A 25,234-nucleotide genomic window follows, 5' to 3' on the forward strand; every position below is an offset into this window, starting at 1 on the left:
TCGCCGCCGGGTGCGTCACCGTGCGGGGCGGTCTCCCGGTTCGGCCTGTTCCAGGTGTGTGGCGAGAACGGCGGCCTGGACGCGGCGTTGGACGCCCAGCTTGGCCAGTAGCCGGGAGATGTGGTTCTTGACGGTTTTCTCCGACAGGTAGAGCCGTTTGCCGATCTCGCGGTTGGTGAGTCCGTCGCCGATCAGCGCGAGGATCTCCCGCTCGCGCGGGGACAGGCCCGCCAGTTCGGGGGCGACGGCCGGAGTCTCGGCCGGTTCGGCGCGCAGGGACCGCATCAGCCGGGCGGTGGTCGCCGGGTCCAGCATCGACTGGCCGGAGGCGACCGTGCGTACCGCGGAGACCAGGTCCGAACCCCTGATCTGCTTGAGTACGTAGCCCGAGGCCCCGGCCATGATCGCGTCGAGCAGCGCGTCCTCGTCGTCGAACGAGGTCAGCATCAGCACGGCCAGTTCCGGCATACGGCTGCGCAGCTCGCGGCAGACGGAGATGCCGTCGCCGTCCGGTAGGCGTACGTCCAGGACGGCCACGTGGGGTCGCACCGCCGGAGCCCGGACGAGGGCGTGCTCGACGTTCTCGGCGTCGCCGACGACGGAGATGTCCTCCTCGTCGTCGAGCAGGTCGGCCAGTCCGCGCCGGACGACCTCGTGGTCGTCGAGGAGGAAGACGCGGATCGGATCCTGTGCCGTGAAGGTGCGTGCCTCGGTCATGTCGACCCCTTGTTCCACGGAGGTGTGACGACTGCGGGCCGTCCGTCACGAGGATCATCACTCGACAGGGCCGGACGCACCAGGGCCGATCGGCCCCTCACCCGTCCCCGCTCCACCCCGACCGGCCCACTCATGCGGAGGGCCGGCTGCCTCTCCCGCCGACGGCGATGTGGTGAGACCTTTTAGGTGTGTCCGTCCTCATTACGCCCGTAAGGGGGTGTGACCGATGCGGAAGGCCAGACACGTGAAGGTCCTGGGATGGCGCTGGCGGAGCAATCTGCTGCGGAGGCACAGCGACGTGGTGGAGGCGTGGATCGTGCTGGCCGCCTGGACGGTCGCGACGGTGGGGGCGGTCGCCGCCGGGGTCGTCGGGGCGCAGGCCGTCGAGCACGCGGTGGAGCAGGACCGGGCGGACCGCCGTCCGGTGTCCGCGGTGCTTGTCAAAACCGTGCCCGGCAGTGGCCGGGACGTGGTCACCGGTATCAGGTACGACCGGGTGCGGGGGACGGTGCACTGGACCGACCTGAGCGACGGGAAGCGAACCGTCCGTACGGGGATGGTGGACGTGAAGCCCTCGGCGAAGCCGGGCAGCGAGGTGCCGGCCTGGACGGACGGGCACGGCCGGCTGGTGAGCGCACCGGTGACGTCCGTCGAGGCGTCGACGCGCGTGGTGCTGGCCGGCAGCGGAGCCGCGCTGGCCACCGGCCTGGTGGTGCTGGGCGGCGGGCGCCTGGTGAGGTTGCGCGTGCAGCGGCGGGCCACCGAGCGGTGGGGCGCCGAATGGGAGCGGGTCGGGCGGGAGTGGGGACACACGACCGGCTGAAGGGGATGTGAGCCAGGCCGGTCCAGGAAGCCGGCCTCACCGGCGGTGACCGAGCAGCCGGCCTTGGCGAGATCGGGCAGCCGCCGCAGCTGCGTGCACCGGTCGGGATCGCTGTCGCGGAACTCCTCTTTGGCCAGTGGATCGGCCTCGGAGACGACACCCAGAACCCTGTTCCCACCGTCCACCACGGGCACCGCGCCGACCTTTGATCACTTCGGTCCTTGCGGCCAAGGAGACGGGTTCACCGCAGGCTGCCGCTGCCGTACGGGGCGTACAGGTCCAGGAGCCGGATGCGGGCCGCCTGCAGGCGGTGGGCCACGACCTCGCCCACCCACCGGGCGACACTCCGGCCGAACTCGGGATCCTCCTGGCAGAGCGTCCGCACGGCCGTGGCGTCGAACTCGTACGCCCGCAGCGGCGACGCCGCCTCTGCGCCGAGGTGCCAGGTGTGCGGGGTGAACAGCCAGGACCAGCCGATGAGTTCGTTGTGCCCGAGGGACTCGATGACGGCCGCGCGGCGGCCGGGCACGCGCATGTCGAGGTCGACCGTGCCGGTGCGGATGATCCAGAACCGTTCGGCGCGACCGCCCTCCTCGAACAGTCGGCTGCCCTGGGGGAACGACACTTCCCGGGCGATCCGCAACAACTGTTGCCAGTGCTCGGCAGGCAGCGCGTGCGGCATCCTCATGGTTGCGGGAGCGTTCATGGCGTGCCTCCCAGTAAGGCGTACGGAGCTGTCACTCCCAGCGTGTGCACACGGTCCGGTCAAGGGCCAGGGGCCACCCGGCCCCACGAATGGGCCGTCCGGCGGGCCGTTCCACCCCTGGTGACCGCCATGGCCGCGTGAACAGCTGGAACGACTAACCCTCGCGGCACCACTCCCGGTATGCGGCCACGGCGGTCGGCAGGGTGGGAAAGATCAGCTCCCTGCCCACCGCCTCGGCGAGCCCGTACGCCTCCAGATCGTCCAGGAGGTCCTGCTTCACCCGGGCGAGGGCGAACACGATCCCGCGGCGGTCGAGTTCGCGGCGCAGGTCGTCGACCGCGTCCAGTGCGGTGATGTCCACCTCGACGTTCGCCTCGGTGTTGAGGACGAACCAGCGCACCGGGCTGGTCTGTTCGTCGACGGCGGCCAGGGCGCGGCGGTGGAAGTTCTGGGCGTTGGCGAAGAACAGCGGTGAGTCGTAGCGGTAGACGAGCAGGCCCGGGACGGTCCGGGCCTGCGGATAGTCGTCGACGTCGTGCATGCCGGCGACACCCGGCACCAGCCCCTCCACGGCGTCGTGCGGCCGGGCCACCCGGGTCAGCAGCTCGGCCACGGACAGTCCGACGGCCACGATCACCCCGTACAGGATGTCCAGGGTCAGCACTCCGGCCAGGCAGCCGAGCGCCAGCAGCAGCTCGCGCCGGCGGAAGGAGGCCAGCCGGCGGAAGCCCGCGAGGTCGACCATGCGGACGGCGGCGTACACGACGAGCGCACCCAGTACGGCCGACGGGGTACGGCTCAGCAGCGGGCTGAGGAACAGCAGGACGGCGAGCACCGCCAGGCCCGCGACGAGGGAGTACGCCTGGCTGCGGGCACCGGTCGACGAGGCGAGCGCGGTACGGCTGGCGCTGCTGCTCACCGGGAAGCCGTGCACAAGGCCTGCCCCGAGGTTGGCCGCGCCCAACGCCAGGAACTCCTGGTCGGCGTCGAGCGGCGGGCCTTCGTCGCCGCCGGTGAACGCCCGCGCGGTGAGGATGAAGTCCGTGTAGGCCACCAGCAGGACGCCGAGGGCGGGCAGTACCAGGTGCGGCAGCTCGGTGAGGTCCGGCAGTGCGACGGAGGGCAGCCCGGCAGGGACGTCGCCGATCACCTTGATGCCGTACCGCTCGTCGAGGTCGAAGGTGGCCACGGCGGCCGTGCCCAGCACCACCACCAGCAACGGGCCCGGCACCGCACGGGCCAGCCGCGCGACCGTGAACAGGAAGACGAGGGCTACAGCGGCGAACAGCACCGTGGCTGTGTGCGCCTGCCCCAAATTCCTTACGAAGGACCACAGTTGGGGGAAGAAGGCCGTGCCCTTGGTGGACACGCCGGTCAGTTTGGGGAGCTGGTCCACGATCATGATCAGTGCGACCCCCGCCAGATAACCGATCAGCACCGGGCGGGAGAGCAGATCGGCGACGAAGCCCAGGCGCAGTGCCCGCGCCGCCAGACACAACAGGCCGACCGTGATGGCAAGAACGGCGGCCAGTGTGGCGTAGCGGCCCGCGTCGCCGCCCGCGAGCGGGGCCACCACCGTCGCCGTCATCAGAGCCGTCGTCGACTCGGGGCCGACCGAGAGCAGCCGGGACGAGCCGAACAGCGCGTACAGGCCGAGCGCGGGCAGGATCGCCCACAGCCCGGTCACCGGGGGCAGACCCGCCACGCCCGCGTACGCCATCACCTGCGGCACGAGATAGGCGGCCACCGTCACTCCCGCCAGCAGGTCGCCGCGCAGCCAGGAGCGGCGGTACCCGGTCAGCGCGGTGACCCCGGGCGCTGCACGGCGCCACCACGTGACCTGGGACATGGATCTCCTCTCACCGCCTGCCACAAGAATCCACCGCGGTGCCTCCGACCGCGAGGTATACGGCCGCGGCGGCCCAACAGGACCTGCGGAACGGGCCGTTCAGCCCGGAGACATGGCGGGCCCCGCCGCGCGCCCGCGATGCGACTCCGTTGGGCCGGTCGGCCCGGATCGGGGACCTGCGGTCCCTGCAGTGCCAGCCGCCCCGACCTGACAAGCGCCATGGTGGTGCGCACGCCGCGATCGACCCGGCGATGAACTGGGCCGCTTTCACCGCCGTCAACTCCGCGGTGCGGCGCGGCAGCAAGCTCGTTATCGTGGCACTGCCGGCGCACGGCACGAGCCAGGTCCCGATCGTGGACACCGTGCTGAACGGCACCTCGGTGATCGGTGCCATCGCCGGCACCTGGCAGGACCTCGCCGAGGTCCTCCCACCGCACGCAGCGGGCAGGCACCAAGGTCATCCGCGAGACGCGTCCGCTCGCCGCCGTCAACGACCGCATCGGCGAAGTAATGACGAAGTGCTGCGCGGCCAGGTCAAGGCCCGCATCGTGTTCGACCTCGGCATGGGAGCGTGAGGACGATGGATCTTCCGCTGGTCGTGGGCGTCGACGGTTCCGAGCCCAGCCTGCGAGCCGTCGACTGGGCGGCCGACGAGGCCGCGCTGAGTGCGCTGCCGCTGCGGGTGGTGTACGCCTCGCTCTGGGAACGCTACGAGGGCGGCGCGCTCGCCGCGGACCTCGGCAGACCGCCCGAGCAGGTGCTCGCCGAGGACATCGTCGACCGCGCCGCGAGGCGAGCGCGAACCCGCCGTCCGGACCTGAAGGTGTCCGCCGAGGTGCTGCCGGACGAGCCCGAGTACGCACTGGTCCGCGAGGGACGGCAGGCCGCCGCCCTGGTGGTGGGCACCCGTGGCCGCAGTGGCATCGCCGAGCTGCTGCTCGGTTCCGTCAGCCTGACCGCGGCCGCCCACGCCGACTGCCCGGTGATCGTGCTGCGCGACGCCCACGACAAGCAGGCGTCGCACGGGGTCCACGGGCGCGTGGTCGTGGGCGTCGGAGAGGACGGCACGGAGTCGCCGGCCGTGCACTTCGCCCTGGACGAGGCACGGCGACGAGGGGTGCCTCTGGACGCCGTACGGGCCTGGCGGTGTCCCGCGCACGAGACCACCGACCACCCACTGATGGCCGGCGAACCCGACCGGATGCTCGAAAAGCGGGCCGTGGAGGCGCTGGAGGGAGCGCTGCGGGACGTCCCGGAGGACGTCGACGTGCACCGCCGTACCGTCGAGGGCCATGCCCGCAAAGTGCTGGTGGACGCCTCGCACCGGGCCGACCTCCTGGTCGTCGGCGCCAAGCGTCGCCATGGGCACTTCGGGCTCCAGCTCGGCCGTGTCGCCCACGCGGTACTGCATCACTCCGCCTGCCCGGTCGCCGTGGTCCCGCAGCGGGTGTGAGCCCCGCGTCCGGCTTACAGGTTCGCCGTGCGGTCGGGGACGTAGGTCTGCAGATCGCGCGGCGGGCGCTCGTAGCCGGTCGACGCGGGCCGCTCCGGCAGTTTCAGCACCGGCGGCGGCACCTCGCGATAGGGCACGGAGTCCAGCAGGTGGGCGATCGTGTTCAGCCGGGCCCGGCGCTTGTCGTCGCTCTCCACGACGAACCACGGTGCCTCGGTGATGTCCGTGTGCACCAGCATCTCGTCCTTGGCCCGGGAGTACGCCTCCCAGTGGGTGATCGACTCCAGGTCCATGGGCGACAGCTTCCAGCGTCGCAGCGGATCGTCAAGGCGGCGCCGGAAGCGTTCCTGCTGCTCGGTGTCGCTCACCGAGAACCAGTACTTGCGCAGCACGATCCCGGCCTCGACCAGCATCCGCTCGAAGATCGGACACTGGCGCAGGAACAGCTGGTGCTCCTCCTTGGTACAGAACCCCATCACATGCTCGACCCCGGCCCGGTTGTACCAGGACCGGTCGAACAGCACGATCTCCCCGGCGGCCGGCAGATGCTCCACGTACCGCTGGAAGTACCACTGGCTGCGCTCGCGCTCGGTCGGCTTGGGCAGCGCCGCGATCCGTGCGACGCGCGGGTTGAGATGCTCCGCGACCCGCTTGATGGTGCCGCCCTTGCCCGCCGCGTCCCGCCCCTCGAAGACGACGACCAGGCGTACGCCCTCCGCCCGCACCCACTCCTGCAGCTTCACCAACTCGGTCTGCAGGCGCAGCAGTTCCTTCTCGTACGTCTTGCGCGGCAGCGTTGCCGCCTTCTTGCCGGCCATGCCGCCTCCACCGCCCGTTGACCCACGCCGATGACTTCCGGAGTCCCTCATGCCCAAGCTCGCACACCAGGACAGCACCGTACTGACCGACGACGCGCCGCGCACCCTGGCGGCCCCGCCGACCACCCGGCCGTCGGACAGAGCCACCTGATGGTCAACCCGCGACGGCCACCGCGGCCTCTCTCGTGACGGCAGATTCGTCGGAGACTTTTCTCCGGGCGCTATCAGGTCAAGCGTCCCGGACCCTTGACTCGGAAGGTGCCCGCACCGATCCTCGTCCCATATCTTGCGCAGGTCATGACAACCCCATGGGTTCGTCAACCGCGCCTTCCCGCCGACCGAGGGACGTGGGCCGTGACACCGACTCGACGCTCGTACCGCAGACGCAAGAACGTCACCGTGGTGTCGCTGCTTCTCCTGTTCCTGTCCATGGCCCTCGGCCCCACGCCGAGTTCGGCGGCCGGCAACGACTGGTGGATCCCGACCTCGCGCCCGGCCCCGGACGCCCAGATCAACGTCACCGGCGAGCCGTTCACCGGCACCGACTCCGCCGGCGACGTGCGCGGGTTCGTCGACGCGCACAACCACCTGTTCGGCAACGAGGCCTTCGGGGGCCGCCTGATCTGCGGCAAGGTGTTCTCCGAGGGCGGGGTCGCCGACGCGCTGAAGGACTGTCCCGAGCACTACCCCGACGGCACCCTCGCGATCTTCGACTACATCACCCACGGCGGCGACGGGAAGCACGACCCGGTCGGCTGGCCCACCTTCAAGGACTGGCCCGCGTACGACTCGATGACCCATCAGGCGAACTACTACGCCTGGGTGGAGCGGGCCTGGCGCGGCGGACAGCGGGTGCTGGTCAACGACCTCGTCACCAACGGCGTGATCTGCTCGGTCTACCCCTTCAAGGACCGCAGCTGCGACGAGATGACCTCGATCCGGCTGCAGGCGAAGCTGACGTACGACCTGCAGGCCTACATCGACAAGATGTACGGCGGAACCGGAAAGGGCTGGTTCCGGATCGTCACCGACAGCGCGCAGGCCCGCGAGGTGATCAAGGCGGGCAAGCTGGCCGTCGTCCTGGGCGTGGAGACCTCCGAGCCGTTCGGCTGCAAGCAGATCCTCGACATCCCGCAGTGCAGCAAGGCCGACATCGACAAGGGACTGGACGAGCTCTACGCCCTCGGTGTGCGCTCCATGTTCCTGTGCCACAAGTTCGACAACGCGCTGTGCGGCGTCCGCTTCGACTCGGGCGGCCTCGGAACGGCCATCAACGTAGGGCAGTTCCTGTCGACCGGCACCTTCTGGAAGACCGAGAAGTGCACCGGCCCCCAGCACGACAACCCCATCGGCACCGCCTCGTCCGCAGCGGAGGAGGACCTCCCGGCGGGCGTGGACGTGCCCTCGTACGACGCGGACGCCCAGTGCAACACCCGGGGGCTGACCAGCCTCGGTGAGTACGCCGCGCGCGGCATGATGAAACGCAAGATGATGCTGGAGATCGACCACATGAGCGTCAAGGCCGTCGGCCAGGCGCTGGACATCTTCGAGGCCGCGTCCTACCCCGGCGTGATCTCCTCGCACAGCTGGATGGACCTGAACTGGACGGAGCGCGTCTACTCGCTCGGCGGCTTCGTCGCCCAGTACATGCACGGTTCCGAGGGGTTCGTGGCGGAGGCGAACCGTACGAAGGCGCTGCGCGACAAGTACGGTGTCGGCTACGGCTACGGCACCGACTTCAACGGCATCGGCGACCATCCCGCACCGCGCGGAGCGGACGCCGCGAACAAGGTCACGTACCCCTTCAAGAGCGCCGACGGCGGCTCGGTCATCGACCGGCAGACCACCGGTGAGCGCACCTTCGACCTCAACACCGACGGTGCCGCCGACGTCGGCATGATCCCCGACTGGATCGAGGACATCCGGCTCGTCGGCGGCCAGGACGTGGTGAACGACCTGTTGCGGGGCGCCGAGTCCTACCTCGGCACATGGGGGGCGACCGAGCAGCACCGGGCATCGGTCAACCTGGCCAAGGACGCGACGGCCACGGCCAGTTCGTCCGAGTCGAACCCGTTCACCAGCTACCAGCCGGGACGCGCCGTCGACGGTGATGACAACTCCCGCTGGGCCGGCGACTGGAGCGACGACCAGTGGTGGCAGGTCGACCTCGGCTCCACCAACCTCGTCGGCCGGGTCACGCTCGACTGGGAGCGCGCGTACGGCAAGTCGTACCGCATCGAACTCTCCACCGACGGCACCGACTGGCAGACCGTCTGGTCCACGACGTCCGGCGACGGCGGCCTGGACACCGCCCGCTTCACCGGCACACCGGCCCGCTATGTCCGGGTCCACGGCCTCGACCGCGGCACCGACTGGGGATACTCGCTCTACGAAGTGGGCGTCCACAGCGCCTGAGATCCGTCACCACACCCGAGGACACACATGGCACGACTGCCGTCGGCCGAGCGGCGCAGACAGCTGACGGAAGCGGCGATCAGGGCGATGGCCCGGGACGGCGTCGCCAAGACGACGACCCGGTCCATCGCCGCCGAGGCGGGCGTGTCCCTGAGCGTCTTCCACTACTGCTTCGACTCCAAGCAGGCCCTGGTCGAGGCCGTCATCACGACCCTCACCGACCACTCGGTGGAGGTGGTGAAGGAGGCCCTACGGCCCAGGGCCACGCTCGTGGAGACCGTCCGGGCCGGCTTCCAGGCGTACTGGGACCACGTCCGCGCCCACCCCGACGAGCACATGCTCACCTACGAACTCACCCAATACGCCCTGCGCGAGCCGGGTTTCGAGCACCTGGCCCGACGGCAGTACGAGCTGTACGGCGCCGCCTATGCCGAACTCATCGACCAGTTGCGCCGGAACATGAACCTTCAACTCGCCGTCCCGGCAACGGTGTTGGCCCGCTACCTCGCCGCCATGACCGACGGGCTGACCCTCAACTACCTCGTACTCGGTGATGAATCAGCCTGGACGGACATCCTCGACACGGTCACCAGCCACATCGCCGGCCTGGTCCACGACGACGCTCACCGGGCCTAGGGCCCTTCTGATGGATCTCCGCGGCGTCGCGACGCCCGGCACGCACGCTCACCGCACGGCGTGGAGGGCCAGGTGGCTCCGCCACATGACCCTCCACGCCGCACGCCGATCGCACGCACCGAACGCCGCTCCTTCTTCCACGGAGATCCATCAGAAGGGCCCTAGCCACGTCTTCGACCCGCTCGCGTCAGTCGGGCAGCGGGCTGCCGCCCTCACGCACTCGGCCCCGAGCGCCCGGATCCGCCCTTCCGGCGACCGTCGCGTAGGGCACACCCAGGCGCCGATCAACAGCGCCACGACCGCCGCGCCCGCCACGGCGAGGCAGATCCCGAGAGCGCTGCGACCTGCGACGATGTCCATCCATGCGGTATTCATGGGCGCGAGTACCCGTGGGACCCCGCAGGAACCGACTCGCCTCGGCGTGGGCGGGGCATGCCGCGATTCCCGGTGTTTGACACGATCGGCACCGGCTACCCGCCCGGTGTGACTTCGACGACCCAGCAGGAGCTCTTCCGGTTCCTGGAAGACCGCTTCGCCTGCGCGCAGGCGTGTACCGAGTGCGCACGCGCGTGTGCCCTGCGCGCGAGTCTCGTGGATCCGGACGGGACGCAGGAGCAGGAACTCGTACGACGCAAGGGCATCATGTGCGCGGAGGTGTGCGACGCCACCTGTCGTGTGCTGTCCGAGCAGAATCGACTGGACGAGGCCGGCATCCGCATCCAGGTGGAGTGGTGCCGCACCGTCTGTCTGGAGTGTGCGCACGTCTTCGACCGGCAGTCCGGTGCCGAGGACGGCGCCAAGGCCGGCCGGGTGTGCGCACAGGCGTGCACGGACTTCCTCGCCACTCTGAACTGACGCACGCGGCCGGGCGAGGGTCCGTGTCCCGCCGTACCGGACCGACGCTCAGTCGGTGGCGCCGAGCGGCCGCCCGAGCCGTACGTTCCAGCGCCCGGACCTGCCGCTGAGCTCGACGGCCGCCAGCGGCGGGACGTCGGTGCGCCAGAACGCCGACTCCGGAGCCCCGAGAGCCTGCACCACGGCCGCCCGTACGATCTCGGGCTCGACCACGGCGACGCACCGGCCCGGCGCCCGCGCGGCCGTCTCCAGCCAGGTCGCCACCCTGCCGCACAGCGCCCGCACCGACTCCCCGCCGTGCGATGCGGCCCCGGGGTCCGACAGCCAGCGGGCCAGCGCCTCCGGCTCCTGCTCGCTCACCTCCGCCAGCGTCGCCCCACGCCAGCGGCCCGCGTCCAGCCCCGCCAACTCCGCTGCGTCCACGGCGTCGATGCCGAGCGCGTCGGCCGTCTCGCGGCAGCGCACGGTGGGGGAGACCCAGGCCCGATCCGCCGCCGGCAGCGTGCCGGCGGCCGCCCGCGCCTGCCTCAGCCCGGAGTCGTCGAGGGGGCAGCCGTCGTCGAAGCGCGCCTCGCGCAGGGCCGCCGTGATCGCGGGTGAGATCAAGATCACTCGGCTCGTCATGCGTCCACTTCCGCGCTCAACTTCCCTCCGGATCCCTTGCCCTGACGGCGAAATCGGCTCCGCAGGGGCGCTCACCGCCGTCCCGTGCGCTCTTGGCCCCACCTCTGCTTCGCGGTACCTTCTCGTCGATATTGACGACGGCACAGCGGAAGCCGGTGGAATTCCGGCACGGTCGCGCCACTGTATGCCGGGCACGCACCCTGGGTGTGTGCCGGGCGAGTCAGACCCGCCCGTCGTCCTGTGCACCACCGAGACGGGACGCGAGTTCCCCAGGAGGGCCTGCCATGGCGCAGTCTGTCGCCCAGCCGACCACCACACCCACAGCCGTACCCACGAAGCTGCCGATCGGAGCGATCGCTCCCTGGGCGGTCTTCTTCGGCATCCTGATGCTGGTCCTGCTCTACTTCGTCGGCGCCGAGCAGGGCGCCACCTCCGTGACGAGCGGAGAGAACGTGCACGAGTGGGTGCACGATGCCCGCCACCTGCTCGGCTTCCCCTGCCACTGACGGCGGCGAGGAAACCTACGAGCCCATGAACTCGGCAACCGTTCGCAACCTTCTGGTGCGCGGCATGCTCGCGGGACTGACCGCGGGCCTGCTCGCCCTCGTCGTCGCCTACTTCCTCGGTGAACCGCGCGTGGACGCGGCCATCGCCTACGAAGAGGCGCACTCGCACGAACACGGCGTCGAAGCCGTCAGCCGCACGATGCAGTCCACCGCGGGCCTGTCCACCGGTGTCCTGGTCTACGGCATCGCGTTCGGCGGCATCGCCGCCCTCGCGTACTGCTTCGCGCTCGGCCGCATCGGCCGCTTCGGACCGCGCGCCAGTGCGCTGCTCCTCGCGGCCGCCGGCCTGATCACCGTGTACCTCGTGCCGTTCCTGAAGTACCCCGCCAACCCGCCGTCCGTCGGTGACCCCGACACCATCGGCAAGCGCACCACCCTGTACTTCCTGATGGTGGTCCTGAGCGTGCTGCTCGCCGTCGCCACCGTGATCCTGGGCAAGCGCCTCGCGCCCCGCCTCGGGAACTGGAACGCGACGCTCGCCGCGGGCGCGTTCTTCGTCCTCGCGGTCGGACTCGCGTACGTCTTCCTGCCGGCCGTCAACGAGGTCCCCAAGGACTTCTCCGCCTCCCTGCTCTGGCAGTTCCGCCTGGCGGCCCTGGCCGTCCAGCTGACCCTGTGGACCTCCTTCGGGCTGGTCTTCGGGGTGCTCGCGGAACGGCTGCTGGCTCCGAAAACGGCCGCTGCGGCCGTGGCATCGGCCGACGCCCGGGCAACTCCCGTCGCACACTGAGCACTTCCACCACCGAGCACGTCCACCGGCTTGTGCCGGCTTCCACCGGAAAGGGCCCCCGGACGACCGGGGGCCCTTTCCGCATGCCTCGCCATTCCCAATTTCTGAAACACGTTCTACGGTGTGCGTCGTCAGGACCGGTCCTGGGAGCCTGGAGGCGCCGTGCACCTCGAATACACACCCGAGCAGCAGCGGCTGCGCACCGAACTGCGCTCGTACTTCGCCGAGTTGGTGCCGGACAACGCCTACGCCCGGCACGGCGACCCCGCCGCCCAGAAGCGCTTCTACCGTGAAACCATCCGGCGCCTGGGGACGGACGGCTGGCTCGGCGTGGGCTGGCCGAAGGAGTACGGCGGGCGCGGGCTGAGTGCGATGGAGCAGTTCATCTTCTTCGACGAGGCCGCCCAGGCCGGCGTACCGCTGCCGCTGATGGCGCTGAACACGGTCGGGCCGACGATCATGCACTTCGGCACCGACGAGCAGAAGGCGTACTTCCTGCCGAAGATCCTCGCCGGCGAGATCGACTTCGCGATCGGCTACAGCGAGCCCGACGCGGGCACCGACCTCGCCGCCCTCAAGACGCGCGCCGTACGGGAGGGCGACGAGTACGTCGTCAACGGACAGAAGATCTGGACGACCAACGGCGACACCGCGGACTGGGTCTGGCTGGCCACCCGCACCGACCCCGAGGCCCCGCCGCACAAGGGCATCACCATGCTGCTCGTGCCGACCACCGACCCCGGCTACTCCTGCACCCTCATCAACACCCTCGCCTCGCACGACACCACCGCCAGCTACTACGAGAACATCCGCGTCCCCGTCTCCCGCCGCGTCGGCGCCGAGAACCAGGGCTGGCGGCTGATCACCAACCAGCTCAACCACGAACGCGTCACCCTCGCCGCCCACGGCACCATGGCCATCCGCGCCCTGCAGGACGTGCAGCGCTGGGCGATGGAGACCAAGCTCGCCGACGGCCGCCGCGTCGTCGACCTGCCCTGGGTGCGCCGCCGCCTCGCTCAGACCCACACGAAACTCGATGCGCTCAAGCTCCTCAACTGGCAGATGGTGCACGCCGTCGAGGACGGCACCCTCACCCCGCAGGACGCTTCCGCGGTCAAGGTCTACGGCTCCGAGGCCCGCCGGGACGCCTACGCCTGGCTCATGGAGATCGTCGGCGCGGCGGGCATCCTCAAGGAGGGCTCGGCGGGCGCGGTCCTCCACGGCGAACTGGAACGCGGCTACCGCTCCGCCGTGATCTTCACCTTCGGCGGCGGCAACAACGAGATCCAGCGGGAGATCATTTCCTGGATCGGCCTGGGGATGCCTCGGGTACGGCGTTAACCTGCAGTGGTGGCGGACTTCCAGGCAGGTGACCCCGGGCTGTTCGGACCGTCCTCGGTGACCTGGCAGATGCACGGCGACCCGATGATGTGGGTCGCCGGTGTCCGCGCGCTCTACCTCCAGGCACTGCACCCGCGCGCGGTACGCGGCGTCATGCAGAACTCCGACTTCCGGCGCGACGCCTGGGGCCGGCTGATGCGCACCGCCAACTTCGTCGGCACCACCAGCTACGGCACCAGCGAGGCCGCCGAGCGGGCCGGCGTCCGCGTCCGGAAGATCCACACCATGCTGTCGGCGACCGACCCGGACACGGGGGAGCGGTACGGCGTCGACGAACCGGAACTGCTGCTGTGGGTGCACTGCGCCGAGATCGACTCCTACCTGCAGGTCGCCCGCCGCTCCGGCTTCCGTCTCACCGACGCGCAGGCCGACCGCTACATCGGCGAACACCGCGTCAGCGCCCGCCTGGTGGGCCTCGACCCCGACGCCGTACCCGCGAACCAGGTGGAGATGGACGCCTACTTCGAGAAGGTGCGGCCCGAACTCGCCGCCGGACCCGAGGCACGCGAAGTGGACGACTTCCTGCTCCGCCCGCCGACGCACCCCCTCCTCGTCCCGGCGCGCGAGCTGCTGTGGCGGCGCGTGGCACACCTGGCGTACGCCGCCCTGCCGCCGTACGCCCACGAGTTGTACGGCAGGCCCGCCCCGAAACCCGAGACCGTCACCCTGCAACTGCGTGCCATGGGCAACCTGTTGCGCTGCGTTCCCGCACGGGTGCGCTGGCAACTCCCGCCCAAGCACATCCTCCGCGCCATGTCACGGCTCGGCCCCGGCTCCCGCCCGGCGCCGTACAAAGTCGGACGATAGGTCGCCATACTGGACGAGCCAGGGGTGGGCGGGGCGAACACTTACGGGGGCGATCGCAGCAGATGGGGGACAGCAGGCTGATCCAGGGCCGGTACCGGCTCCTCGACCTGATCGGGCGGGGCGGCATGGGCGAGGTGTGGCGTGCCCGCGACGAGTCGCTCGGCCGTCACGTCGCCGTGAAGTGCCTCAAGCCCCTCGGCCCGCACCACGACCATTCCTTCACCCGGGTCCTGAGAGAGCGCTTTCGCCGCGAGGCCCGCGTGGCCGCCGCCCTCCAGCACCGCGGGGTGACCGTCGTCCACGACTTCGGCGAGGCGGACGGCATCCTCTACCTGGTCATGGAGCTTTTGGAGGGACGCAACCTCTCCCAGCTCCTGGAGGACAACAAGCACCACCCGCTGCCGGTCGGCGACGTCGTGGAGATCGCCGACCAGGTCTCCTCGGCCCTCGCGTACACCCACCAGCAGGGCATCGTGCACCGCGACCTGAAGCCCGCGAACATCATGCGGCTGACCGACGGCACGGTGAAGATCTGCGACTTCGGCATCGCCCGCCTCGGCGCCGACATCGGCTTCACCTCCCGGCTGACCGGCACCGGCATCGCCATGGGCACCCCGCACTACATGTCGCCGGAGCAGATAGGCGGCTCCGAGGTCGACCAGCGCAGCGACCTGTACTCGCTGGGCTGCGTCCTGTACGAGATCGCCACCGGGGCGCCCCCGTTCGACCTGGACGACGCCTGGGCGATCCTCGTCGGCCACCGCGACACCCCGCCCAGCCCACCGCGCAGCCGGCGGGCGGAACTGCCCGAGTACCTCGAGAAGATCATCCTGGACCTGCTGGCCAAAGAGCCCGAGCAACGCCCCAACGACGCACGGGAGTTGGGCCGCAGGATCAGCATGGGGCGCACGACGCCGACGTACGTGCCGACGGTGGTGACTCCGCAACCGACGCTCCGCCCGGCGGACCCGGCCCCCTCGCGCGAGGCGCGCCTGCCCTCCTGGACCCGCGGCATGACCACCGGCCACAAGGCCACCGGCGCCGGCCTGAGCACCACACCGCCGGACGCCGGGGCGGGCCTCACCGGCGAGTGGATCCCGCGACCCGCGGGCGGCCGGGCGGAGGATCCCGTGCCGGACCAGCCGTCCGCCCCCTCCCCGGAGGCGATCACCGCTCTGGCCGGGCGGCACAACGCCGGGCTCAGCCTGGGGCGGCTGGGTCGCTGGGCGGAGGCCGGCGAGGTGCACCGCGCGGTCGCCGCCGAGCGCGCCCACCTGCTCGGCCCCGACCATCCCGACACCCTCGCCAGCCGCTACGAGATCGCCTTCACCCTCAGCCGCACCGGCCGTGCCGCCGACGCGCTGCAGGAGTACAAGCACGTGGCCGCCTCCCGGACCCGCGCGCTGGGCGCCGACCACCCCGACACGCTCGCCGCCCGTCAGGAAATGGCGTACGTGCTGGGCCAGTTGGGCCGCCATTTCGACGCCCACCAGGTGTACACCTCGGTGCTTGTGGCCCGGGAGCGCGGCATGGGCGCCGATCACCCCGACACCCTGCGCTGCCGCCACAACCTCGCCTTCAACCTCAGCAGGCTCGGCCGCCTGGAGGACTCGTACCGCATGGCCCACGACGTGGCCGCCGCCCGCGCCCGCGTGCTGGGCCCCGAGCACCCGGACACCCTGGTCACCCGTTACGAAGTCGCTTACGCGCTCGGCCAGTTGGGCCGCTGGCCCGAGGCCCTGCAGACTTACCACGAGGTCGCCGAGGCCCGCGCGCAGGCCCTCGGCCCCGACCACGCCGACACCCTCGCCGCCCGCTATGAGGTCGGCATCAGCCTGGGCCGTCTCGGCCGCAGCGCGGAGGCGCTCACCCTCTACCGCGACCTGATCGACGACCGCACCCGCGTCCAGGGCCCCACCCACGCCGAGACCCTGCGCGCCCGCCACGGCCTCGGCGTCAACCTCGGCCGCCTGGGCCGCTGGGAGGAGGCGCTCGCCGAGTCCCGCGACGTCTGCGCGATCCGCGAGCGCGTCCTGGGCCCCGAGCACCCGGACACCCTGGTCAGCCGGCGCGAGGTCGCCGTCGGCCTCGGCTGGCTGGGCCGCTGGCCCGACGCCCTGGCCGAGTACCGCCGCGTGGCCGCCGCCCGCGAGCGCGTACTGGGCCCCGACCACCCCGACACCCTCGCCAGCCGCAACGACGAGGCCCACTGCCTGGAACAGCTCGGCCGTGGCGCCGAGGCCGTCGAGCTGTACCGCAGGGTCGCGGTGCTGCGGCAGCAGCGGGCGTCCGGCGGGCGCTGACACCGTGGCCGTACACCCCTGGTCGTTCTGGATCACCGCGTGTTACCAAGAACCATGGCTGCACACGAGGGACACCGGACATACGACGCTGTGATCGTCGGCGGAGGCCACAACGGCCTGGTCGCCGCCGCGTACCTGGCCCGGGCGGGACGGTCCGTACTCGTCCTGGAGCGACTGGACCACACCGGGGGCGCCGCCGTCTCCACGCGCCCGTTCGCCGGCGTCGACGCACGCCTCTCGCGCTACTCCTACCTGGTCAGCCTGCTGCCGAAGAAGATCGTGCGGGACCTCGGCCTCGACTTCCGGATCCGCGCCCGCACCATCTCGTCGTACACCCCCGTCGAGCGGAACGGGCAGCCGACCGGACTCCTGGTGGGCGGCGGCAACCGGCGCACCCGCCAGGCCTTCGCCCAACTCACCGGCTCCGACCGGGAGTTCGAGGCCTGGCAGCGTTTCTACGGCATGACAGGCCGCGTCGCCGAGCGGGTCTTCCCGACGCTCACCGAGCCGCTGCCCACGCGTGCCGAACTGCGCCGCCGCATCGACGACGAGGAAGCCTGGCAGACGCTGTTCGAGGACCCCATCGGCGTCGCGATCGAGGAACGTTTCGCCGACGACCTCGTGCGGGGCGTCGTCCTCACCGACGCCCTCATCGGCACCTTCGCCGACGCCCACGACCCCTCGCTGGCCCAGAACCGCTGCTTCCTCTACCACGTGATCGGCGGCGGCACCGGCGCCTGGGACGTCCCCGTCGGCGGCATGGGCGCGCTGACCGACGCCCTGGCCACCGCCGCCAGGGACGCGGGCGCCGTCCTCGCCACCGGGCACGAGGCGGTGCACATCGACACGGACGGCCGAACCGCCGAGGTGCGATACCGCACGGCGGACGGGGAGGGCGTGACCACCGCACGGCACGTCCTCGTCAACGCGTCCCCGCAGGCCCTGGCCGAGCTGACCGAAGACGCGCCGCCGGTCCCCGCCGAGGGCGCCCAGCTCAAGGTGAACATGCTGCTCAAGCGGCTGCCGATGCTCCGCGACAGCTCCGTCGATCCCCGCGAGGCGTTCTCCGGCACCTTCCACATCGCCGAGGGCTACGAGCAGCTCGCCACCGCCCACGCCCAGGCCGCAGCCGGCGAACTCCCCGCCGCACCGCCGTCCGAGATCTACTGCCACTCCCTCACCGACCCGACGATCCTCGGCCGGGATCTCGTCGAGCAGGGCTACCAGACCCTCACCCTCTTCGGCCTGCACACACCCGCCCGGCTCTTCGACCGGGACAACGACTCCGTGCGCGAGGAACTCCTGAAGTCGACCCTCGCCCAACTCGACGCCCACCTCGCCGAACCCCTCGCGGACTGCCTGGCGACCGACGCGGACGGCCGCCCGTGCATCGAGGCCAGGACCCCGCTCGACCTGGAACGCGACCTGCGCCTGCCCGGCGGCAACATCTTCCACCGCGAGCTGACCTGGCCGTACGCCCAGGACGACACCGGCCGTTGGGGCGTGGAGACCGGGCACCCGAACGTGCTGCTGTGCGGGGCGGGCGCGGTGCGGGGCGGCGGGGTGAGCGGGGTGCCGGGGCACAACGCGGCGATGGCGGTGCTGGAAGAGACCGGCGACTGACGTGACCGAGTCATCGGCACGGGAGTTCTACGACTCACTCGCCCCCGACTACCACCGCATCTTCCTGGACTGGGACGCGAGCATGGCCCGTCAGGCCGTGGCACTGGGCGGTCTCGTCCGCCGCGAACTCGGCCCCGGGCCACACCGGTTGCTGGACTGCGCCTGCGGCATCGGCACCCAGGCGATCGGGCTGGCACGCGCCGGACACCGGGTCGTCGGCAGCGACCTGAGCCCCCTGTCCGCCGCCCGCGCCGCCGCCGAAGCCGCGGCCCGCGGGGTCGGCCTCCCGACCGTCGCGGCGGACATGCGCCGGCTCCCGTTCGGGCCGGACGGCTTCGATGCCGTCGTATGCGCCGACAACTCGCTCGCGCACCTGCTGACCGCGCAGGACGTGGGGGCGGCCGCGCGCGAGATGCGGCGGGTGCTGAGAGCCGGCGGGCTGCTCCTGCTCACGCTCCGGGACTACGACGAAGTCCGCCGGGCCCGACCGGCGTCCACGCCTCCCCAGGTGTCGTACGACTCCGACGGCCGGTCGATCACCTTCCAGCTGTGGCACTGGCACGACGACGGCGAACGCTACGACCAGGAGTACTTCCAGCTCGTGCCCGCCGGGGCAGGGTGGGAGGTGCGCGTCCGCCGCGCCACCTCCTGGGCGCTGACCCGCCGCGAGGTGACCGAGGCTGTGGCCGCGGCCGGCTTCAGGGACCTCACGTGGCACACTCCGGACACCAGCGGCTTCTACCAGCCCGTGCTGACGGCACGAGCGCGGTAGGTGCCTTTTTGAAGGCCGACGGTCGGGGGAGGATGGCGTGGAGGTCACTGAGCGCGGGTTGAACCACCCATGGGAAGGCGTGCTGTTCGCTCCCGCGGGCGGTGCCGACGTCGGCGTTCTGGTCCTGGCGGGCTCCAGTGGTCGCATCGAACGTGAGAGAGCAGGTCTCCTCGCTCAACAGGGCGTTGGTGCCCTGGCGATCCGCTGGTTCGGCGGTCCGGGACAGCCTCCGGGGATCTGTGAAGTGCCCTTGGAGACCTTCACCGCCGCCGTCGACCTTCTCCGGTCGGGCGGGGCACGGCGGATCGGGATCCTCGGCGTTTCCAAGGGAGCCGAAGCGGCTCTGCTCACCGCGGTGCACGATCCGCGCGTGGACGTGGTCGTCGCGTTGTCGCCGACCTCGCGGGTCTGGTGCAACGTGGGACCGGGCCACGACGGCGAACACAAGCCCTGTCGCTCGTCCTGGAGTTGGCGGGAGCAGCCGCTTCCCTTCATGCCGCTGGACCATTCCTGGCAGCCCCCACACCCGTCGAACGGTCCGGTCGCCATCCGTGGCTGGTACGAACGCAGCGAGCTGACCTTCGCTCATCTCGGCCCACCCGCGGAGATCCCGATAGAGAAGGCTCGGGCCGATCTGGTGCTGGTCGCGGGCGGCGACGACGCGATGTGGCCGTCCCTGCCCTTCGCCGAACAACTCGCGCAACGGCGGCGGTCGTCCGGTGCCGGGGTGCGCCTGATCGCCCGCCACGACGCAGGCCACCGACCACGTTTTCCGGGAGAGAGCCCCGCACCGGATTCCCCGCACTTCCTGTACGGCGGCACCCCCGAGGCCGACGCACTCCTGGGCACCGCCGCCTGGCCCCACATCCTCGATGTGCTCGGCGGCAGAGGCTGACCGTCCAAGCCCTCCGGCTCTCGCGGGCTACGCTTCCCGGTGTGAATCCCGTGATCGACGTATTGGCTTCGTCCGAGGTGGACAGTCTGGAGCGCCTCTGGGGGCAGCTCCTGATCCACCACAGCCAGGGGGCGCCACATCTGGAGGCTCTGGGCGAGGTGCGTTCGCCCGAGGAATCATGGCGTCTGCGACGGGGACAGTACCTCGCATTGATGCAGGAGCCGCTCACCGCCGTCCTGGTCGCTCGGGACGGTGAGCACCTGCTCGGCTATGCGGTGGTGCGCGTCCTCCACGCTCCGGGATCATGGCAGTGGGGAGACCAAGTCGGCGTCCTGGAAACCCTCGTGGTCGACGACGAGGCTCGCGGGGCGGGAGTGGGGCAGGCCCTGCTCGGGGCCGCGCGGGAGCACCTCACCGAGTCGGGTGTCCAGGTCATGAAGATCTCCGTCATGGCCGGCAACGACGCCGCCCTGCGTTTCTACCGGCGAGAAGGCGCCGTCGACTTTGTGAGGACGTTGGTCATGCCCGTCTCGGAGTGACGGCGTGGGCCGGATCGGCGATCCGCCCCGTGCCCACGACCACGACCCGGCACCAACGCGCTGGGCAGCACCCCTAGTTGGCCGACGCCACCCATCCCGTCGCCACGATCCGTGCCGAGTCCGCCGGGCGTGCCTCGTCGAAGAGAACGCCGTTTCCCGCCTCGACGCGGAGACCGTCGACGTACGCACCACGGCCCACGTACTGCTTGTCGGTCGTGTACCGCCAGCGCAGTGCCAGGTGCGTGTGAGCCGGTAGATCGGCCGCCACCTGGTGCCAGACGCGGCCCGACCAGCCGGTGACCGAGCCCGATGGGTGCTGCTGCGGTTCCTTGCTGTGGCGGGTGGTCGTGAAGGGGAGTAGCTGCCAGGTCGTGCCTCCGTCCGTGGTGGCTTCCAGGACGAGGACGTCCGCCTGGGGTTCGGTGTCCCACCACAGGTCGGAGCCGAGTCGCACCTCACCGTCCGTCGTGTCGAGCGTGGGCAGCGTGAGCGTGGCGGTCGTGGCGCTCGCCATGCCCGAGAACCATGCCGTACGTCCGTGTGCCGGGCGTACCGGCACGGCGCGCGCCAGGTTGTTGCCGGCGGCGACCCGAGGCGCGGAGCCCGAGCGCCAACTGCGCACCGGGTGGACCGAGTTGCCGAGCACGATCAGGAACGAGTCGGTCGTCGGATCGAGGACCAGCGAGGTGCCGGTGAAACCGGTGTGCCCGGCGGTTCGCGGAGTGGCCATCGCGCCCATGTACCAGTGCTGGTAGAGCTCGAAGCCGAGGCCGTGCTCGTCGCCGGGGAACGCGGTGTTGAAGTCGGTGAACATCAGCTCCACGGACTTGGGTTCGAGGATGCGCGTCCGGCCGTAGGAGCCGCCGTTGAGGAGCGTCCTGCCGAGCACGGCGAGGTCCCAGGCGCACGAGAACACCCCGGCGTGTCCGGCGACCCCGCCGAGGCTGTAGGCGTTCTCGTCGTGCACCTCGCCCCAGACGAGGCCCCGTTCAAGACCGGACCAGGGCTTGCGCTCGTCCTCCGTGGCCGCGATCTTCGGCTTCCAGTCGGCGGGCGGGTTGTAGCGGGTGTAGTCGAGGCCGAGCGGGGCCGTGATCCCGTCGTGGAGAAGGGTGTCCAGCGTGCGGCCGGTGATCTTCTCCAGGACCAGCTGGAGCGAGATCAGGTTCAGGTCGGAGTAGCGATACGTGGTGCCGGGCGGGTTCAGCGGCGCCTCGTCGAAAACGAGCTGCACCTTCTCCTCGTACGTCGGCGCGTTGTACAGCGGGATCCAGTCACGGAACCCCGAGGTGTGGGTGAGGAGCTGACGGATCGTGATGTCCTGCTTGCCCGCGGCGCCGAACTCCGGGAGGTAGGAGGCGACCGTCCCCTCCAGCTCCAGCGCGCCCCGCTCCATCTGCTGCACGGCCAGCAGCGAGGTGAACAGCTTGGACACCGAGGCCAGGTCGAAGACGGTGTCCTCGGCCATGGCGACCTGCTCGTCGGCCGGGAACTCGACACCGGTGTCGGTCTTCTCGTCGTACGCCGCATAGCGCACCGCCATGCCGATGGCCTGGTGCAGCGCCACCGTGCCGCCGCGCCCGGCCAGCAGCACGGCGCCCGCGTACCAGGGGTGCTTGCGGGAGGGGCCGAGGAACGCCTCGGCGTCCGTGACCAGTTGACGCAGGTGGGCGGGGAGGAGACCGGCGCTTTCGGGGGAGCCGCGGCGCAGCGTCGGATGCGCGGAGTCCGACGCGGCCTGTGCGGCCGGACCGGCCGGGAAGGGGGCGATGGCCAGGGCCCCGCCCAAGGCGAGGGCTCTTCGGGCCAGTTGGCGTCGGGACAACCCGTGCCGTCCCGCTGCGTCGTCCGTCATGGGCGAACCTCCCGCTGCCTGAAAGTATCTTTCCCAGATCACCTTGCGGAGTGAAACTTTCGTGTCAGGGGTGCGGTGTGTCAACGGGACATGCGGGGACCCTGGATGGCGAGAAATCTGACGGAGCATCAGAAAAGGTCTTCCGTCGGCCGGAGGACTGCGGCATTCTGCGCCCATGCAGACGGAGTTGAGCAAGAAACTGGGAGTCGAGCACGCCATTTTCGGCTTCACGCCGTTCCCCGCCGTCGCCGCGGCCATCAGCCGGGCCGGCGGTTTCGGAGTGCTCGGCGCGGTCCGCTACACCGCCCCCGACGACCTCAAACGCGACCTCGACTGGGTCGAGGCACACGTCGACGGAATGCCGTACGGCCTGGACGTGGTCATGCCCGCGAAGAAGGTGGAGGGCGTCAGCGAGGCCGACGTCGAGGCCATGATCCCGGAGGGGCACCGGCAGTTCGTGCAGGACACCCTCGCCAAGTACGGCGTGCCCGAACTGGCCGAGGGCGAGGTGTCCGGCTGGCGCATCACCGGCTGGATGGAGCAGGTCGCCCGCAACCAGCTCGACGTCGCCTTCGACTATCCGATCCGCCTGCTCGCCAACGCCCTCGGCTCCCCGCCCGCCGACGTGGTGGCCCGCGCCCACGAGCAGAACGTGCTGGTCGCCGCACTGGCGGGCAGCGCCCGGCACGCCGTCAAGCACAAGGCAGCCGGCATCGACATCGTCGTGGCGCAGGGCTACGAGGCAGGAGGGCACACCGGCGAGATCGCCTCCATGGTGCTCACCCCGGAGGTCGTCGAGGCCGTGGACCCGCTGCCCGTGCTGGCCGCGGGCGGCATCGGCAGCGGACAGCAGGTGGCGGCCGCGCTCGCCCTCGGCGCCCAGGGCGCATGGCTGGGCTCGCTGTGGCTGACCACCACCGAGGCCGAACTCCCCTCGCCGAAGCTCATCCGCAAGCTGCTCGCCGCCGGTTCCGGCGACACCGTGCGCTCCCGCGCCCTGACCGGGAAACCCGCACGCCAGCTCCGTACCGAATGGACCGACGCCTGGGACGACCCGGCCGGACCCGGCACCCTCCCCATGCCCCTGCAGGGCCTGCTCGTCGCCGAGGCCGTCTCGCGCATCCAGAAGTACGAGGTGGACCCCCTGCTCGGCACCCCGGTCGGCCAGATCGTCGGCCGCATGACCAGCGAACGCTCTGTCCAGGCCGTCTTCGACGACCTCACCCGCGGCTTCGAGAAGGCCGTCGACCGCATGAACCGCATCGCCGGAAGGAGCGGCAAGTGACGAGTACGCCCCCCGCCGGATTCTGGGCCCAGGCCGCCGCCGATCCCGGCCGCCCGGTCCTCGTCGCACCGGACGGCGAGCAGTGGACCGCCGGACGCCTGCACGCCGCCGCCAACCGTCTGGTCCACGGCCTGCGCGCCGCCGGACTGGAACGCGGGGACGCCTTCGCGGTCGTCCTGCCCAACGGCATCGAGTTCCTCACCGCCTACCTGGCCGCCACCCAGGCCGGGTTCTACCTCGTCCCCGTCAACCACCACTTCGTCGGCCCCGAGATCGGCTGGATCGTCGCCGACTCCGGCGCCAAGGTGCTCATCTCCCACGAACGGTTCGCCGCACCAGCCCGCCACGCCGCCGACGAGGCGGGCCTGCCGGCCACCCACCGGTACGCCGTGGGATCGGTCGAGGGCTTCAGGCCGTACGCCGAACTCCTCGACGGACAACCGGAGTCGGCGCCGAGCGGACGCGAGCTCGGCTGGGTCATGAACTACACCTCGGGCACCACCGGACGCCCCCGGGGCATCCGCCGCCCGCTGCCCGGCAAGACCCCCGAGGAGGCCTATCTCGGCGGCTTCCTCGGCATCTTCGGCATCAGGCCGTTCGACGACAACGTCCACCTCGTCTGCTCGCCGCTCTACCACACGGCAGTCCTGCAGTTCGCGGGTGCTTCCCTGCACATCGGCCACCGGCTCGTCCTGATGGACAAGTGGACGCCCGAGGAGATGCTTCGGGTCATCGACGTCCACAGGTGCACGCACACCCACATGGTCCCGACCCAGTTCCACCGGCTGCTCGCCCTGCCGGAGGACGTCCGTCGCTCGTACGACGTCTCGTCCATGCGGCACGCCATCCACGGCGCCGCCCCCTGCCCCGACCACGTGAAGCGGGCGATGATCGACTGGTGGGGCAACAGCGTGGAGGAGTACTACGCGGCCAGCGAGGGCGGCGGGGCCTTCGCCACCGCCGAGGACTGGCTGAAGAAGCCCGGCACCGTCGGCAAGGCCTGGCCCATCAGCGAACTCGCGGTCTTCGACGACGACGAAGACCGGCTGCCGCCCGGTGAACTCGGCACCGTCTACATGAAGATGAACACCGGCGGCTTCGCCTACCACAAGGACGAGGCCAAGACGAAGAAGAACCGCATCGGCGACTTCTTCACCGTCGGCGACCTCGGCTACCTCGACGAGGACGGCTACCTCTTCCTCCGCGACCGCAAGATCGACATGATCATCTCGGGTGGCGTCAACATCTACCCGGCCGAGATCGAATCCGCCCTGCTCGCCCACCCTGCCGTCGCCGACGCCGCCGTCTTCGGCATCCCGCACGACGACTGGGGCGAGGAGGTCAAGGCCGTCGTCGAAGCGGCCCCCGGCCACGAGCCCGGCCCCGCCCTCGCCGCCGCGATCCTCGACCACTGCGCCGAGCAGCTCGCCGGGTACAAGCGGCCCAAGAGCGTCGACTTCATCGCCGACATGCCCCGCGATCCCAACGGCAAGCTGTACAAGCGGCGGCTGCGCGATCCCTACTGGGAGGGCCGCACGCGATCCGTGTGACCGGCGTCACAT

22 protein-coding genes, 1 pseudogene and 1 riboswitch are annotated in these 25,234 nt (G+C 70.9%); of the genes and pseudogenes, 17 read left to right on the forward strand and 6 right to left on the reverse strand.

Going from position 1 to position 25,234, the window contains the following annotated elements; genetic code table 11:
• Positions 1 to 15: 15 nt before the first annotated feature.
• On the reverse strand, positions 16 to 717 hold the full coding sequence (locus tag OG303_RS45675) for a response regulator (RefSeq protein WP_405875938.1): 702 nt from the start codon (positions 715 to 717) through the stop codon (positions 16 to 18).
• Between the two features lie 226 nt (positions 718 to 943).
• Here OG303_RS45675 and OG303_RS45680 point away from each other — a divergent pair, with 226 nt between their 5' ends.
• Positions 944 to 1,540, forward strand: coding sequence for a hypothetical protein (locus OG303_RS45680; protein WP_405875939.1), 597 nt, complete (start codon positions 944 to 946; stop codon positions 1,538 to 1,540).
• A gap of 241 nt (positions 1,541 to 1,781) precedes the next feature.
• Here OG303_RS45680 and OG303_RS45685 read toward each other — a convergent pair whose 3' ends face one another.
• Both OG303_RS45685 and OG303_RS45690 read right to left on the reverse strand, forming a co-directional pair.
• Positions 1,782 to 2,246 carry a cyclic nucleotide-binding domain-containing protein gene (locus tag OG303_RS45685; protein ID WP_405875940.1) on the reverse strand — a complete coding sequence of 155 codons (465 nt, stop codon included), beginning with the start codon at positions 2,244 to 2,246 and terminating at the stop codon, positions 1,782 to 1,784.
• A gap of 154 nt (positions 2,247 to 2,400) precedes the next feature.
• Positions 2,401 to 4,095, reverse strand: coding sequence for a SulP family inorganic anion transporter (locus OG303_RS45690; RefSeq protein ID WP_405875941.1), 1,695 nt, complete (start codon positions 4,093 to 4,095; stop codon positions 2,401 to 2,403).
• A gap of 212 nt (positions 4,096 to 4,307) precedes the next feature.
• On the opposite strand from OG303_RS45690, the pseudogene OG303_RS45695 reads away from it, so the two are divergent.
• Positions 4,308 to 4,670, forward strand: a pseudogene (locus OG303_RS45695) (zinc-dependent alcohol dehydrogenase); the annotation flags it as partial.
• Positions 4,671 to 4,675: 5 nt separating this feature from the next.
• On the forward strand, positions 4,676 to 5,548 hold the full coding sequence (locus OG303_RS45700) for a universal stress protein (protein ID WP_405875942.1): 873 nt from the start codon (positions 4,676 to 4,678) through the stop codon (positions 5,546 to 5,548).
• Between the two features lie 14 nt (positions 5,549 to 5,562).
• Here the strand turns inward: OG303_RS45700 and ppk2 are convergent, their stop codons facing one another.
• Positions 5,563 to 6,366: a polyphosphate kinase 2 gene (gene ppk2, locus OG303_RS45705; protein ID WP_405875943.1), complete on the reverse strand. Its 804-nt coding sequence runs from the start codon at positions 6,364 to 6,366 to the stop codon at positions 5,563 to 5,565.
• 354 nt (positions 6,367 to 6,720) lie between these two features.
• Between ppk2 and OG303_RS45710 the strand changes: the two genes are divergently transcribed.
• From OG303_RS45710 to OG303_RS45720, 3 genes are all read left to right on the forward strand, one after another.
• Complete coding sequence (locus OG303_RS45710) at positions 6,721 to 8,781, forward strand: discoidin domain-containing protein (protein WP_405875944.1); 2,061 nt, start codon at positions 6,721 to 6,723, stop codon at positions 8,779 to 8,781.
• Between the two features lie 27 nt (positions 8,782 to 8,808).
• Positions 8,809 to 9,417 carry a TetR/AcrR family transcriptional regulator gene (locus OG303_RS45715; protein ID WP_405875945.1) on the forward strand — a complete coding sequence of 203 codons (609 nt, stop codon included), beginning with the start codon at positions 8,809 to 8,811 and terminating at the stop codon, positions 9,415 to 9,417.
• Positions 9,418 to 9,900: 483 nt separating this feature from the next.
• Positions 9,901 to 10,272 (forward strand): ferredoxin, encoded by a 372-nt coding sequence (locus OG303_RS45720; protein ID WP_405875946.1) that lies wholly within the window; start codon positions 9,901 to 9,903, stop codon positions 10,270 to 10,272.
• Between the two features lie 48 nt (positions 10,273 to 10,320).
• On the opposite strand, the gene OG303_RS45725 is transcribed toward OG303_RS45720, so the two are convergent.
• A complete protein-coding gene (locus OG303_RS45725) occupies positions 10,321 to 10,896 on the reverse strand; it encodes a histidine phosphatase family protein (RefSeq protein ID WP_405875947.1) in 576 nt (191 codons plus the stop codon).
• Between the two features lie 95 nt (positions 10,897 to 10,991).
• A riboswitch (cobalamin riboswitch) is annotated at positions 10,992 to 11,145 on the forward strand.
• A 35-nt stretch (positions 11,146 to 11,180) separates the two neighbouring features.
• Between OG303_RS45725 and OG303_RS45730 the strand changes: the two genes are divergently transcribed.
• The 9 genes from OG303_RS45730 (at position 11,181) to OG303_RS45770 (ending at position 20,532) form a co-directional block, all read left to right on the forward strand.
• Positions 11,181 to 11,402, forward strand: coding sequence for a CbtB-domain containing protein (locus OG303_RS45730; RefSeq protein WP_405875948.1), 222 nt, complete (start codon positions 11,181 to 11,183; stop codon positions 11,400 to 11,402).
• 25 nt (positions 11,403 to 11,427) lie between these two features.
• On the forward strand, positions 11,428 to 12,192 hold the full coding sequence (locus OG303_RS45735) for a CbtA family protein (RefSeq protein WP_405875949.1): 765 nt from the start codon (positions 11,428 to 11,430) through the stop codon (positions 12,190 to 12,192).
• A 162-nt stretch (positions 12,193 to 12,354) separates the two neighbouring features.
• Entirely contained in the window at positions 12,355 to 13,533 is a 1,179-nt protein-coding gene (locus OG303_RS45740) for an acyl-CoA dehydrogenase family protein (protein WP_405875950.1), read from the forward strand.
• Between the two features lie 69 nt (positions 13,534 to 13,602).
• Positions 13,603 to 14,400 carry an oxygenase MpaB family protein gene (locus OG303_RS45745; RefSeq protein ID WP_405877796.1) on the forward strand — a complete coding sequence of 266 codons (798 nt, stop codon included), beginning with the start codon at positions 13,603 to 13,605 and terminating at the stop codon, positions 14,398 to 14,400.
• A 62-nt stretch (positions 14,401 to 14,462) separates the two neighbouring features.
• Positions 14,463 to 16,703, forward strand: a complete 2,241-nt coding sequence (locus OG303_RS45750; protein WP_405875951.1) for a tetratricopeptide repeat protein — start codon at positions 14,463 to 14,465, stop codon at positions 16,701 to 16,703.
• A gap of 54 nt (positions 16,704 to 16,757) precedes the next feature.
• Positions 16,758 to 18,326: a phytoene desaturase family protein gene (locus OG303_RS45755; protein WP_405875952.1), complete on the forward strand. Its 1,569-nt coding sequence runs from the start codon at positions 16,758 to 16,760 to the stop codon at positions 18,324 to 18,326.
• Position 18,327: 1 nt separating this feature from the next.
• Complete coding sequence (locus OG303_RS45760) at positions 18,328 to 19,098, forward strand: class I SAM-dependent methyltransferase (protein ID WP_405875953.1); 771 nt, start codon at positions 18,328 to 18,330, stop codon at positions 19,096 to 19,098.
• A 37-nt stretch (positions 19,099 to 19,135) separates the two neighbouring features.
• Entirely contained in the window at positions 19,136 to 19,993 is an 858-nt protein-coding gene (locus tag OG303_RS45765; protein ID WP_405875954.1) for an acyl-CoA thioester hydrolase/BAAT C-terminal domain-containing protein, read from the forward strand.
• 41 nt (positions 19,994 to 20,034) lie between these two features.
• Positions 20,035 to 20,532 carry a GNAT family N-acetyltransferase gene (locus OG303_RS45770; RefSeq protein WP_405875955.1) on the forward strand — a complete coding sequence of 166 codons (498 nt, stop codon included), beginning with the start codon at positions 20,035 to 20,037 and terminating at the stop codon, positions 20,530 to 20,532.
• Positions 20,533 to 20,605: 73 nt separating this feature from the next.
• Here the strand turns inward: OG303_RS45770 and OG303_RS45775 are convergent, their stop codons facing one another.
• A complete protein-coding gene (locus OG303_RS45775) occupies positions 20,606 to 22,387 on the reverse strand; it encodes a serine hydrolase (RefSeq protein ID WP_405875956.1) in 1,782 nt (593 codons plus the stop codon).
• 175 nt (positions 22,388 to 22,562) lie between these two features.
• Here OG303_RS45775 and OG303_RS45780 point away from each other — a divergent pair, with 175 nt between their 5' ends.
• Positions 22,563 to 23,672 (forward strand): NAD(P)H-dependent flavin oxidoreductase, encoded by a 1,110-nt coding sequence (locus OG303_RS45780; protein ID WP_405875957.1) that lies wholly within the window; start codon positions 22,563 to 22,565, stop codon positions 23,670 to 23,672.
• Positions 23,669 to 25,222 carry an acyl-CoA synthetase gene (locus tag OG303_RS45785; protein WP_405875958.1) on the forward strand — a complete coding sequence of 518 codons (1,554 nt, stop codon included), beginning with the start codon at positions 23,669 to 23,671 and terminating at the stop codon, positions 25,220 to 25,222. The genes OG303_RS45780 and OG303_RS45785 overlap by 4 nt, the downstream gene beginning before the upstream one ends.
• Positions 25,223 to 25,234 lie beyond the last annotated feature (12 nt).

Origin of the sequence: Streptomyces sp. NBC_00005, assembly GCF_045160215.1 — a bacterium.
In the GTDB taxonomy this organism is placed as follows: domain Bacteria; phylum Actinomycetota; class Actinomycetes; order Streptomycetales; family Streptomycetaceae; genus Streptomyces.

Excerpts from the sequence above, each read along its gene's own strand:
- OG303_RS45675 (WP_405875938.1), bottom strand. The coding sequence starts at position 717 with ATGACCGAGGCACGCACCTTCACGGCACAGGATCCGATCCGCGTCTTC.
- OG303_RS45680 (WP_405875939.1), top strand. The coding sequence starts at position 944 with ATGCGGAAGGCCAGACACGTGAAGGTCCTGGGATGGCGCTGGCGGAGC.
- OG303_RS45685 (WP_405875940.1), bottom strand. The coding sequence starts at position 2,246 with ATGAACGCTCCCGCAACCATGAGGATGCCGCACGCGCTGCCTGCCGAG.
- OG303_RS45690 (WP_405875941.1), bottom strand. The coding sequence starts at position 4,095 with ATGTCCCAGGTCACGTGGTGGCGCCGTGCAGCGCCCGGGGTCACCGCG.
- OG303_RS45700 (WP_405875942.1), top strand. The coding sequence starts at position 4,676 with ATGGATCTTCCGCTGGTCGTGGGCGTCGACGGTTCCGAGCCCAGCCTG.
- ppk2 (WP_405875943.1), bottom strand. The coding sequence starts at position 6,366 with ATGGCCGGCAAGAAGGCGGCAACGCTGCCGCGCAAGACGTACGAGAAG.
- OG303_RS45715 (WP_405875945.1), top strand. The coding sequence starts at position 8,809 with ATGGCACGACTGCCGTCGGCCGAGCGGCGCAGACAGCTGACGGAAGCG.
- OG303_RS45725 (WP_405875947.1), bottom strand. The coding sequence starts at position 10,896 with ATGACGAGCCGAGTGATCTTGATCTCACCCGCGATCACGGCGGCCCTG.
- OG303_RS45730 (WP_405875948.1), top strand. The coding sequence starts at position 11,181 with ATGGCGCAGTCTGTCGCCCAGCCGACCACCACACCCACAGCCGTACCC.
- OG303_RS45735 (WP_405875949.1), top strand. The coding sequence starts at position 11,428 with ATGAACTCGGCAACCGTTCGCAACCTTCTGGTGCGCGGCATGCTCGCG.
- OG303_RS45745 (WP_405877796.1), top strand. The coding sequence starts at position 13,603 with ATGCACGGCGACCCGATGATGTGGGTCGCCGGTGTCCGCGCGCTCTAC.
- OG303_RS45750 (WP_405875951.1), top strand. The coding sequence starts at position 14,463 with ATGGGGGACAGCAGGCTGATCCAGGGCCGGTACCGGCTCCTCGACCTG.
- OG303_RS45755 (WP_405875952.1), top strand. The coding sequence starts at position 16,758 with ATGGCTGCACACGAGGGACACCGGACATACGACGCTGTGATCGTCGGC.
- OG303_RS45775 (WP_405875956.1), bottom strand. The coding sequence starts at position 22,387 with ATGACGGACGACGCAGCGGGACGGCACGGGTTGTCCCGACGCCAACTG.
- OG303_RS45780 (WP_405875957.1), top strand. The coding sequence starts at position 22,563 with ATGCAGACGGAGTTGAGCAAGAAACTGGGAGTCGAGCACGCCATTTTC.